Origin of the sequence: Paraburkholderia sp. GV068 (genome assembly GCF_003058125.1) — a bacterium.
In the GTDB taxonomy this organism is placed as follows: Bacteria; Pseudomonadota; Gammaproteobacteria; order Burkholderiales; family Burkholderiaceae; genus Paraburkholderia; species Paraburkholderia graminis.
This window is the reverse complement of record NZ_QBUB01000015.1, coordinates 156,212-167,365: the sequence shown is the minus strand read 5'-3', so window position 1 is coordinate 167,365 and position 11,154 is coordinate 156,212. Positions and strand designations below refer to the sequence as shown.

11 protein-coding genes are annotated in these 11,154 nt (G+C 62.1%); 6 read left to right on the top strand and 5 right to left on the bottom strand.

The annotated features are described in order from the left end of the window. Nucleotides 1–995: 995 nt before the first annotated feature. Both C8K18_RS26685 and ribA read right to left on the bottom strand, forming a co-directional pair. Nucleotides 996–2,270, bottom strand: coding sequence for a tyrosine-type recombinase/integrase (locus tag C8K18_RS26685; RefSeq protein ID WP_107710325.1), 1,275 nt, complete (start codon nt 2,268–2,270; stop codon nt 996–998). A 220-nt stretch (nt 2,271–2,490) separates the two neighbouring features. Beyond that, nucleotides 2,491–3,141, bottom strand: coding sequence for a GTP cyclohydrolase II (ribA, locus tag C8K18_RS26680; RefSeq protein ID WP_053860284.1), 651 nt, complete (start codon nt 3,139–3,141; stop codon nt 2,491–2,493). A gap of 347 nt (nt 3,142–3,488) precedes the next feature. On the opposite strand from ribA, the gene C8K18_RS26675 reads away from it, so the two are divergent. Then, nucleotides 3,489–3,929 carry a CBS domain-containing protein gene (locus C8K18_RS26675; protein ID WP_006053012.1) on the top strand — a complete coding sequence of 147 codons (441 nt, stop codon included), beginning with the start codon at nt 3,489–3,491 and terminating at the stop codon, nt 3,927–3,929. A gap of 331 nt (nt 3,930–4,260) precedes the next feature. Here the strand turns inward: C8K18_RS26675 and C8K18_RS26670 are convergent, their stop codons facing one another. Together C8K18_RS26670 and C8K18_RS26665 are read right to left on the bottom strand one after the other, a co-directional pair. After that, entirely contained in the window at nt 4,261–4,605 is a 345-nt protein-coding gene (locus tag C8K18_RS26670; RefSeq protein WP_006053013.1) for a DUF4148 domain-containing protein, read from the bottom strand. A gap of 272 nt (nt 4,606–4,877) precedes the next feature. Next, the gene (locus tag C8K18_RS26665) at nt 4,878–5,525 is read right to left on the bottom strand and encodes a DNA-3-methyladenine glycosylase (protein ID WP_029968764.1); all 648 of its coding nucleotides are present in this window, start codon (nt 5,523–5,525) and stop codon (nt 4,878–4,880) included. Nucleotides 5,526–5,952: 427 nt separating this feature from the next. Between C8K18_RS26665 and C8K18_RS26660 the strand changes: the two genes are divergently transcribed. Continuing rightward, nucleotides 5,953–6,318: a BON domain-containing protein gene (locus C8K18_RS26660; RefSeq protein WP_107710327.1), complete on the top strand. Its 366-nt coding sequence runs from the start codon at nt 5,953–5,955 to the stop codon at nt 6,316–6,318. A 193-nt stretch (nt 6,319–6,511) separates the two neighbouring features. Next, nucleotides 6,512–7,594 carry a calcium:proton antiporter gene (locus tag C8K18_RS26655; RefSeq protein WP_006053016.1) on the top strand — a complete coding sequence of 361 codons (1,083 nt, stop codon included), beginning with the start codon at nt 6,512–6,514 and terminating at the stop codon, nt 7,592–7,594. Nucleotides 7,595–7,623: 29 nt separating this feature from the next. Here the strand turns inward: C8K18_RS26655 and C8K18_RS26650 are convergent, their stop codons facing one another. Further along, nucleotides 7,624–8,517, bottom strand: a complete 894-nt coding sequence (locus C8K18_RS26650; RefSeq protein WP_029968760.1) for a LysR substrate-binding domain-containing protein — start codon at nt 8,515–8,517, stop codon at nt 7,624–7,626. 332 nt (nt 8,518–8,849) lie between these two features. Between C8K18_RS26650 and C8K18_RS26645 the strand changes: the two genes are divergently transcribed. Genes C8K18_RS26645 through C8K18_RS26635 form a run of 3 tightly spaced genes read left to right on the top strand, consistent with a single transcriptional unit; the run spans nt 8,850 to nt 11,121 of the window. Beyond that, on the top strand, nt 8,850–9,674 hold the full coding sequence (locus C8K18_RS26645) for a transporter substrate-binding domain-containing protein (protein ID WP_107710329.1): 825 nt from the start codon (nt 8,850–8,852) through the stop codon (nt 9,672–9,674). 41 nt (nt 9,675–9,715) lie between these two features. Continuing rightward, nucleotides 9,716–10,462 (top strand): amino acid ABC transporter permease, encoded by a 747-nt coding sequence (locus tag C8K18_RS26640; protein ID WP_029968756.1) that lies wholly within the window; start codon nt 9,716–9,718, stop codon nt 10,460–10,462. 2 nt (nt 10,463–10,464) lie between these two features. Beyond that, nucleotides 10,465–11,121, top strand: coding sequence for an amino acid ABC transporter permease (locus C8K18_RS26635; protein ID WP_006053020.1), 657 nt, complete (start codon nt 10,465–10,467; stop codon nt 11,119–11,121). Nucleotides 11,122–11,154 lie beyond the last annotated feature (33 nt).

The window sequence follows — 11,154 nt, the reverse complement described above, 5'->3', positions numbered from 1 at the left end:
GAGATCATCGCCGCTCAAAGCGGCCATTATCCCTTCGTCGAGGTGTATCAATTCCTCAGTGCCGACGGTGTATCAATTTACAGGTGCCGATGACACAAAGACGGCGGTGATGCCTGGAATGATCAATTGAATGAGTTGATTGGGCGTTATCTGAACGGACATTTAGCTCGTTCTCCGCTGCAGGCTACGACACCGACGTGCCTACGAGTTCGCGTTGCGAGTGTCGGATAGTATCAAGACTGCGGCATGGCAGGCACCGGGCGGCATCCCCTCTGGCGTCGATTTGCGCAACGTCTTACGAGCACAGAAGCGCGAAGCGACGCGGCAGAGCGCGGCGCTCGTTAAGCAGGCTGCTGCAGCGCATTTGCTGGACGAACAGGCGATCAGACTGAAAGATGCAGCCTCCGTGTTAAGGGTTACCTGTCCGGGGCCCGCAGTCGCAAGGGCGACGACGCGCGTAGAGGTCGAATTCTAAAGGCGCCGCAACCGTCGGGAGACATGCAAATGCGAAGGCAACCGTTCTATTCGTCGCCCCGCGGAGGGGCATAGCGGGGAATATCCGTCGATGCGGTCGACGGGACATGCACGATGCATCGATTGGTACCGGTTACGGTGAACGAAGGATGTTCTTCGCCATCCCGGGTCCCGGAGGAAACGCTCCGCTCGGATCTTAACTGTCCGCCGATGCAGCGACGCGGGAAGTGCATTTTCCCCGTACTTCGGGACAATCTCATAGAAGATTGATGACTCTTTCTGCGATGCAACTGCTGACCGATCAGCTTCCGCAGAGTGCAAAGCGCTGTGACGGCCTGAACGGGGGGTACACGACGACTACGCAGAACGTCGGCAGCGCGCTCACCACGGGCGGCAGCCTCACTACCGTTTCCGGGCATGACACAACGCTCGTCGATGCGACGGTGAAGGCGGGCGGAAATGTGACGATGCCGAGCGTGAACAACCTGCTGAGGAACGAGGGAGTCAGGCGGCGGCGAAGGTTACCTCTTTGCCGAATATGTCGCCGCAATTTCTTCCAGCCGATGTGACAGTTTCGTGAGCCACTCGCGTCGCTCTCTGTCGTAGTTATGCCGGTTATAGATACCGATGATTCCAGACTGGACATGGCCAAGCACGGCCTCGGCGATTTCGTTCGGACAACCAAGTGTAGCAAGGAGTGTGCGCGTAGTGCGTCGAAGATCGTGGGCTGACCAATGCGTCACAGGCAATCGCGGGCGATCATGGTTGGGTGCGATTTTGCAGTACGGCTGATGATAGTAGACGCCGTGCTGAACCACGGTCTGCTCCATCGCCTTCCCACGCGACGAAGGAAACAAGACAGTTCCCTTGGCCTGGTCGAGTCGTCGCCGCACAACCACTTCGGCGCGGCCCACGAGCGGCACACGCAGATCCGTTGCTCTTTCGTTATGAAGCCCCTTTGTCTTCTGTTTGGGAATCGTCCACCAAAGACCATCGCTTTCGTCCGCGATCTCGTTGCTCTCCATAGCGACAATCTCGCCCCCTCTCGTGCCAGTCCAGAGGTAGAGCGTCAATGCGTCAGCGACGGTCAGGCTGAAGTTCGGAAGCCATCGAATCAATGTGCCGAGTTCCTCTACCGAGAGCACCCTTTTCTGGGTTCCAGTATATTGGCCGTCGACCTTGCGCCCTTTGCTCTTCAATCGCCCTCTTAGAACTACCTTCCACCAGTTAGCGGTGTTTTCAGGAAGACGACCGGCATCGAGCGCGTAGTGCCAGGCACAGCCCAATTCCATGCGAAGGCGGGCTGCGAGCACTGGAGTGGACCGATATGATTCGAGCAGATCGAAAGCCTCGGCGCGCGTAATGGTAGTCGCAGCCCTATCCGCGATAGGCCCTAACATCGCTTTGAATATACGTGCGACCTCGACTGCACCTTTGGTCTTCCGGTTGACTTCTACATACCCTTCCAGATAGTCGCGGCACAACTGTCTGACGGTGTAATTGTCCGGTGATGGACGAGTAGCCTCTGCCTGCGTCATTCGGCGCAGTGCCGCAAGCTCGGCGCCCGAATCTCTCTCGACGCGGCTCTTCTCCCACGCAGCGATGGCTCCGGCAAACGACATTGCTGGCCATTCACCGAGCTTGACTTGCCGCATGCGGCTATCGACCGGTGACTTGTAGCGGTACGTCCACGATTTCCGGCTCGTAGACGCCTGCAGGCGTAGTCCGGGAAATCCATCGAAGGTCATGTGATCGCCGCTCGGCAGTCTGGCCGCGGCGCGTGCATCGAAGCGCATTCTTCCCTCGGCGTAGGTTTTTCTGAAGGAAGAATATCCGGCGTAGGTTTTCCTGGCAACGCCGAAAAAACCTACGCCAGCGTCGCAAGTGTAGACATGCGGAGACAAGTGCAGGTGACCCGACTAGAGTCCTCGATGCGGATAATTTTTATTTATTTTCAATCAGTTATGGACTACTTTGGCTCACCTTGGCCGACTGCGGACAGATATCAAATTGTCGCTATTCGTTCTCGTCGAAGTAATGCCCAAACTTCAACTGCTTCGTGCGGATATAGCGCTCGTTTTCCTCGCGCATCGGAATCGCGAGCGCGACGCGTTCGCACACCGGAATGCCGTGCTTGGACAGCGTGTCGAACTTCTCGGGATTGTTGCTCATCAGCCGGACCGAGGTGACTTTCAGCGTGCGTAAAATGCCCGCCGCCGAATCGTATTCGCGTGAGTCGTCCGGTAGGCCAAGATCGAGATTGGCCTCGACCGTGTCGCGCCCCTGCTCCTGCAGCGCATAAGCGCGAATCTTGTTCGAGAGGCCAATGCCGCGGCCTTCGTGGCCGCGCAGATAAAGCAGCACGCCGCAGCCTTCGGCGGCGATATAGCGCAGCGCGAGATCGAGTTGCTCGCCGCAATCGCAGCGATATGAGCCGAGCACGTCGCCCGTCAGGCATTCGGAGTGCAAACGGGTCAGCACCGACGACCTGTTCGCGACGTCGCCCATCACGAGCGCAAGATGTTCGGCGCCGCTGTCGACCACGCGAAACACATAAGAGGTGAACGTGCCGTAGCGCGTGGGAAGCGTGGCGGTGGCGTCGAGAACGACGCATTCGCCGTTGATTGCGCCGTCTGCCGCAGGCGACGGATCGTGAGACGTGAGCATGGCGTTAGACAGTGGTGCTGGACATGAACCCGATGAAACCGGGGATAAGGTACGGACAGGAGTTTACCGCTAATCGGCGCACCGCACCCGGATGCCCATGCATGGCGCACGGTTCTTGCACCACCAGAGCGCAAGCGCGAGACGCAACGCGCAATACGCTTCACGCGATCGCAAAGCGCGCGCAAAAGCGCGCGGCCGCCGCGCGCTACATGAATTGCGTGCGTTGCGCGCTCCAGGTATTCCCGGACACACTCGCTGGCGCGTCGCGCCTATACTGGAATCGCCTGTCACCGACAGCCCGCCGCGCCGGCGTGCTGCACTGCTGCACTGCGAAAGGGAGCCGCTCCATGACAACCGTTGCACAGCTGCTAAAAACCAAACCAAACACGACCGTTTATACGATCGGAGCCGACGACTCCGTCTATGAAGCGATCAGGCTGATGGCTGACAAAGGCATCGGCGCACTGGTCGTGACGGACGGCGACAGCATCGCGGGAATCATCACCGAACGCGACTATGCGCGCAAGGTCGTGCTGATGGACAGGTCGTCGAAGGCCACGCCGGTACGCGAGATCATGAGCAAGGCGGTGCGCTTCGTGCGCCCGGATCAAACCACCGACGACTGCATGGCGCTCATGACCGAGCGGCGCATGCGCCACTTGCCGGTGATCGAGAACGACAGGCTCATCGGCATGGTGTCGATTGGCGACCTCGTGAAGAACATCATCGCCGAGCAGCAGTTCACTATCCAGCAGCTCGAGTTCTACATCCACGGCGAGCGTCCCTGACGGGCCACGCTTCTCGCCTACCCGCCGGTTTTAGCCGCAAAAAAAGCCCAATCGCTGGACGGTTGGGCGAAGCTACCTTGCGGCAGCGGAGGTTCTCGCATTCTGGTCAGCCCATTTGAACAAGGGGCTATAGGGATCGTGTGTCTAGCGCCTGCTTCTGCAAGCGCCAAAGTACGCTCACGTATGCGCGCTGGGCGAACTGAGATCCGCATCGCTAGCTGCGGCGCGCCGCTTTTATCGCGGCGCGCTCGCTGCTATCGCAGATGACATTTCTACTGCCACCAGCGCAAACCAGCTACGAACTCAACTTCCGAAACTTAGTGGCCGAAACTTAGTTGCCGAAATACACCGACTTCGCGCCGGTCATCGACTCACGCACGCCGCCCGATTGCGACGAGCCGCTCGTCGTGCCGCCATAGCCGCTCGTGTCCGCGACCGGCAACTGCGTTTGCGCGACTGCCGGGTTTTGCTCCTGCACGCGGCGTTCCGCGGCCTGAATGTCGGCCGGATAGTACGGGTCGTTGCTGACCGACGGGTTGTAACCCGCGCGCTCCAACTGAATCAGTTCGTTGCGCACTTCGGCGCGCGTGACCGGTTGCTGGCTCGACTGCGCGAACGACGCGACCGGAGCGGCGAGAACGGCTGCAATGGCGACTGCCTTGATAAGCGATTTCATGATTATTACCTCCAGACCTGGTTTTATTTGCCGCGCTTGCCACACCATGTGGAAGCGAGTGATTCCAGTCTAGTCATCGATTCACCAAGGGAAAACACCTATTTGTGAGATACATAATTGTCGTCACTGAAAAAGTGCGGCGAAGTTTCCGGCGATAGCAATGCGCCGCGCATCGACCGCGTAATAATTGGGCAGCGCGTAGCCGCGTGTAGCCTTCGCTTTGGAACAAGCGCGCCGACGTGCAGACCTTGCCGCAACGGCTTTGCACGCGGTCAGATTTGCGGACCGTCGCCGAGGTCCGCGTGTGGCGCAACCAGCAGCTTGCGCGGTCCGCTCACGAACGCGCTGCCGGGCTCGAAAAAGCGCAACGGCCGATGCATCTCGCGCGACAGGCCAATGCGCGTCGTCACGCCGACCGGCACGTCGCCTGTCTCGATGACGCCGATCCACAAATCGCGGCCGGTGCACAAATCGCGGCCGTCGAACGACTGACCGATGCCGAGCGCCACAGTCAGCCGGCCGGGCCCGCGCGCGAGATCGCGCAGCGGCACGCCGGGACGGCGCGCTTCCATCAGCGGCAGACCTTCGAGCGGCTCGATCGCGCGGATCAGAATGCCGGCGCCTACGTCCTCCGCTTCGGCGGACATGTTGAGCATGTACGAGAGACCATAGGTGAGCCGGACGTACGCATAGCCGGGCGCGAGGAACATCGAGCCGTTGTGCGGACGCCGTCCGATAAACGCATGGCTCGTCGAATCGCCCACCGGATACGCCTCCGTCTCGACGATGCGGCCGCTCATGCGCCCTTCCGGCACGTCGTGAACGAGATACTTGCCGATCATGAAGCGCGCGAGTTGCGTCGCGCCGACGGGCAAATCGTCACGCGACAAGGGGATGATGGGAAGCGACGGTTTGCGCATGCATTGGGCCTTTGTCTTTGCGTCGGTTTTGGCGTCGAGTTTTACGTCGGAGGGTGCATCGGTGGGTGCGTTCATTTATGCCCCGATTCGCGCATCTTGCGCAAGCACCGGGCAGCAAGCTGCCATCTCAGAGCGCCAGACCGTGCAGTCACACATCGCGGCTCATCGTCGCGAGCGTTGTAGCGACGCCTCACTTCCAGGCAGCGGCAGCCTCATTCTGGAACCAATTGGAGTATCGTGTCCTTCGGCCCGCAGTGCGCCTCGCCGGCCGCGCGCTTCGGCCGCATCCGCAGCATCCAGCAGTCTCTGTCAACCTGAAGCATCCGCAAGACCCGCAGCAACGTCCTTTCCGTTCCATTGCGCTTTACCGTAGTCCAGCACACGTTCCCGCAAGGGGACGAATTATTCACGACAAGGAGAAATTCGCATGAAAGCATCCACGGCAATGAAGTTGGTCGGCGGCGCGCTGATCGTACTGGCATCGCTCAACGCATCCGCGCAAAGCAGCGACGCGGCGGCCGCACCGGCAGCGGCGGCATCATCGTCGGCGACAACCGGCAAGCAGGCCAAGGCCGCCAACCGCGCGCTCGGGCGCAAGGTGCGCAGCGCGCTCGCCAAGACCAAGGGCGTCAGCGTCGCGAACATCAACGTCCGTGCACGCGGCGGCGCTGTGACGCTGGCCGGCACGGTGCCGGACCAGTCGCAAGTCGACCTCGCCACGCAAGCGGCGCAAGGCGTGGCAGGCGTGACGTCGGTCAAGAACGCACTGACGGTTCGGCCGGTCGGGCAGTAAGGCTCGGGCCGGCGCGTGATCGCGCCGGCAGTCGCATGGTCGGATGCCCACGTCCGGTTGCAAGGACGTTGGCATCCGCCAGACCTGAAGCCTCGATTGCATCGCCCGCGTTTTTAGAATCGCATGCTGTTCCGCGGGCCGGGAACACTCACAGAAGTCACAGAAATCACCGAAGTCACAGACCAACCAGCCGATGACCATGTCCGCAACCGTCTTGCCCCGCTGGACTCTGGCCGTGCCGTTCGTCGCGTGGATCGTGCTCGGCGCGTCCTACGCGTTGCCGGGCAACGGGCTGCTGCTCGCGCTGGTGGGCATCGCGCTGTGCGCGGCGGTATTCGCGGCCGTGCATCACGCGGAAGTGGTCGCGCATCAGGTCGGCGAACCCTTCGGCACGCTGGTGCTCGCGATCGCGGTGACCGTGATCGAGGTCGCGCTGATCGTGTCGGTCATGCTGACAGCCGGTCCCGAGAAAGCGGGCCTCGCGCGCGATACGGTGTTCGCCGCCGTCATGATCGTATGCAACGGAATCGTCGGGATGTGCCTGCTGGTGGGCGGCATTCGCCATCGCGAGCAGGATTTTCAGATTCGCGGCGCGGCTGCGGCGCTCGCGGTGCTCGCGTCGTTATCGGTGCTGACGCTCGTCATGCCCAACTACACGACGACCAACGTCGGCCCCATGCTGTCGTCGTCGCAACTGGCGTTCGCGGGCGTGTCGTCGCTGGTGTTGTACGGCGTGTTCGTGTTCGTGCAGACGGTCCGGCATCGCGACTATTTTCTCGCCGACGTGTCCGACGAAGACGTGCATGCCGCGCCGCCTGGCGCACGGCTCGCGCTGACGAGCGGCGGCTTGCTGCTGGTGTGCCTCGTCGCCGTCGTGCTGCTCGCCAAAGTGCTGTCGCCGGTTGTCGAGACGGCCGTTGAAAACGCGGGCGCACCGGCGGCGGTGGTCGGCATCGTGATCGCCGCGCTGGTGCTGCTGCCCGAAGGTCTCGCCGCGGTGCGCGCGGCGCGCGCCGACCGCTTGCAGAACAGCCTGAATCTCGCGCTCGGCTCGGCGCTCGCCAGCATCGGCTTGACGATTCCGACGGTGGCCGCCGTGTTTCTGACGACGGGGCAACCGCTCGTGCTCGGCATCAACGGCAAGGAAACGGTATTGTTGGTGCTCACGCTGCTGGTCAGCACGCTGACGATCAGCACCGGCCGCACGACGATCCTGCAAGGCGCCGTGCATCTGTCGCTGTTCGCCGCCTACCTGTTTTTATCGTTCGCGCCCTGACACACGCCGTCGCGCGACGGCGCCCTCGCCTACTCTTCCCAATGCGCCGCGATCCAGTCGCGAAACAGACTCAGCTTGTGCTGATGCGCGACTGAATCCGGATAGACGAAGTAGTAGCGCCAGCCGGTCTTCAGCACCGTATCGAACGGCCGCACGAGACGCCGCGCGGCCACGTCCTCGTCGATCAGCGCGAGGTCACTGATCGCCACGCCGAAGCCTTGCAACGCCGCGTTGGTCGCCATGTCGAGCGTGTCGAAGCTCGGGCCGTGCTCGGCGTCGATCGCGCGCGCGTCGGCCGGGTCAGCTTCGGCGACCCGCGCAAGCCACATCTTCCAGTCGCGATGATCGCGCGTCGGATGCAGCAGCGTATGGCGCGCGAGATCCGCGACCGATGCCAGCGGCTTGTCCTTCAGCAGATCGGGCGCGCACACCGGCGTTAGACGCTCCTCGAAGAGCGGCACGGATTGCACGTCCGCACCCGGCGACGATCCGTAAATGATCGCCGCGTCGAACGGTTCGAGCTGGAAGTCGACGTCGTGCTGCCACGTCGTGGTGATCTGCACATGCAGGTCGGGATACTCGGTCTGAAAGCGCATGATCTTCGGCAGCATCCAGCGCATCACGCAGGTCGGCACCTTCAGCGCGAGGTCGGTGCGCTGCCGCGTGAGCCGCAGCGAAATCTCTTCGATACGCGCAAAGCTTTCCTTGACCGCGGGCAGCAGCAACTCGCCTTCGGCGGTGAGCGTGAGGCCCTTCGCGTGACGCTTGAACAGCGGAAACTTGTAGTAGTCCTCGAGCGCGATGATCTGCCGGCTCACCGCGCCCTGCGTGAGACACAGATGATCGGCCGCGCGCGTGAAGCTGCGATGGCGCGCGACGGTTTCGAAAATTTGCAGCGCGTTGAGCGGCGGAAGACGTCGCATCGACATATCGGGATCAGAAAAAGTCATTGAGGCGGCGCGGCGAACTGCTGTCGGGACACGCCTTCCAACCCCACAGGATACGCGATCGCGCGTCGCGCCACGAGTTGCGGCGGACCCTGGCTGCATGCACTGCGCTCATACGTCCAACGATTCATCGCGCCGCGCGCGTCGCCGCGCAACAGCCGGCGGGCGATGCGGCAAGCATGAGCTTACGTCATGGCCTCCATGCGCATATTTCGTTTGTTGAGGGATTTTGGCAAACCTAGAGTCCACTTCATCCTTCCACCTCATCCATCTCACTCCAATAAGCGTTTTTCGACAGAGGACACACCATGAACCAGCACCAGCCCGTTCAATCGACCGCCCGCCGCGTGTTCGCTACACTTGCCGCGGCTCTCGCGTTCACCGCCGCGGGCGCGCTCAGCGCGTTCTCGCCCGCCGCGCATGCCGATGCGCTCGACAACATCGCGAAGACAGGCACGGTGCGCATCGGCGTGTTCATGGACTATCCGCCGTTCGGCTCGATCGGTCCGGACATGAAGCCGATGGGGTACGACATCGACGTCGCCAATCTGATCGGCCGGGCGCTTAACGCCAAGGTCGAACTCGTGCAGGTGACGGGCGACAACCGCATGGCCTATCTCGCGGACCACAAGACCGACATGCTGCTGTCGGTCGGCCAGACGCCGGAACGCGAGAAGGTGATCGACTTCTCGAAGCCCTACGCGCCGTACTACCTGGCCGTGTTCGGCCCGAAAGCGCTGCCCGTGAAGAACGCCGCCGACCTCGCCGGCAAGTCGATTTCGGTCGCGCGCGGCACGCTGGAAGACCTGAGCGTGACGAAAATCGCGCCGCCCAGCGCGAACATCAAACGTTTCGACGATCCCAACGGAGCAATTTCGGCGTTTATTTCTGGTCAGGTACAGTTGATGGTGGTCGGCAACGACGTCGGCGCCACGATTCTCGCGCGTCATCCCGCGAACGATCCCGAGCAGAAGTTTTCGTTGTTCAGCTCGCCGGATCACGTCGGTTTGAACAAGAACGAGCCGCGTCTGAAGCAGAAAGTCGACGAAACCATCGCCAAGGCTCGCAGCGACGGCACCATGAACGCGATCTCGCAGAAATGGCTGCGCACGCCGCTGCCCGCCGATCTCTGAATTTACCGCCCGGAGTTTGACCTCACGATGAGCGCCACGCCATGACCTATGCGTTCGATTTCAGCGGCTTCGGCCTTTATGCGGGCATGCTCGCGCGCGGCGTCGCGGTCACCCTGGGGCTGACCGCGATCTCGACGTTGCTCGGCGCGCTCGTCGGCATCGCCGGCGCGAGCGTCGCGGTGGCCGGGCCGAAGTGGGCGCGCTGGGTCGTAGCGAGCTACGTCGAACTGATTCGCAACACACCGTTCATCGTGCAACTGTTTTTTGTGTTCTTCGGCCTGCCGACGCTCGGCATTCATATCGACGAAATGCAGGCCGCGATTCTGGCGATGACAGTGAACCTCGGCGCCTATGCGATCGAGATCGTGCGCGCGGGCATCGATTCGATCTCGCGCGGCCAGGTACAGGCGGCGCAGGCGCTCGGCCTGCATGGACGCCAGGTGTTTCGCTATATCGTGCTGCCGCAGGCGCTCGCCAATGTGTTCCCCGCGCTGCTGAGCCAGGTGCTGATCGTGATGCTCGGCTCGGCGGTCGTGTCGCAAATCTCCGTGCCGGACCTCACGTACGCGGCCAACTTTGTCCAGTCGCGCAACTTCCGCTCGTTCGAGAGCTACCTGATCATCACGGCGACGTATCTGCTGCTGTCAATCGTGCTGCGGCAAATCCTCAACCGGTTCGGACGCGGTCTGTTCGCGGGGCGCGCGGCGCGCGGCTCGGACAGCGCGCCTCGCGCCTGGCGCAGCCGCCTGATGTGGCGCGCCGCCCGCACTGTGCCGACGGAGCGCTGATCATGGTCGAATTCACGCTGTGGGACATCGCCCGTAATCTGCTGCTCGCCGCGCGCTGGACCGTGCTGCTCTCGCTGATCGCTTTCGTCGGCGGCGGCGTCTTCGGATTGATCCTGCTCGCGATGCGCGTGTCGCCGATCGCCTGGCTGCGCCGCATCGTCGTGCTGTATGTGGAAGTGTTCCAGGGCACGCCGCTGCTGATGCAACTGTTTCTCGCGTTCTTCGGCTTGCCGCTGGTGGGCGTGGACGTGTCGCCGTGGGTCGCGGCGACCGTCACGTTGACGCTGTACACGAGCGCGTATCTGGTCGACATCTGGCGTGGCTGCGTGGAAGCGGTGCCGCGCGGTCAATGGGCCGCGGGCGCGAGTCTCGGCATGACGTTCGCGCAGCAATTGCGCTATATCGTCTGGCCGCAAGCGCTCAAAATCGCAGTCGCGCCGACGGTCGGTTTTCTCGTGCAGGTGGTCAAGAGCACGGCGCTCGCGTCGATCATCGGCTTCACGGAATTGACGAAGACCGGCACGATGATCACGAACGCGGCGTTCCGACCGTTCCCAATCTACGGCATGGTGGCCATGATCTACTTCGCGATGTGTTTTCCGTTGACGTGGTATGCGCGTGTGCTCGAAAAGCGCAACAAGGTTGGTCAACACCGTTAGCCGCGTCTTTGCAAGCGACACAACAAAAAGCGT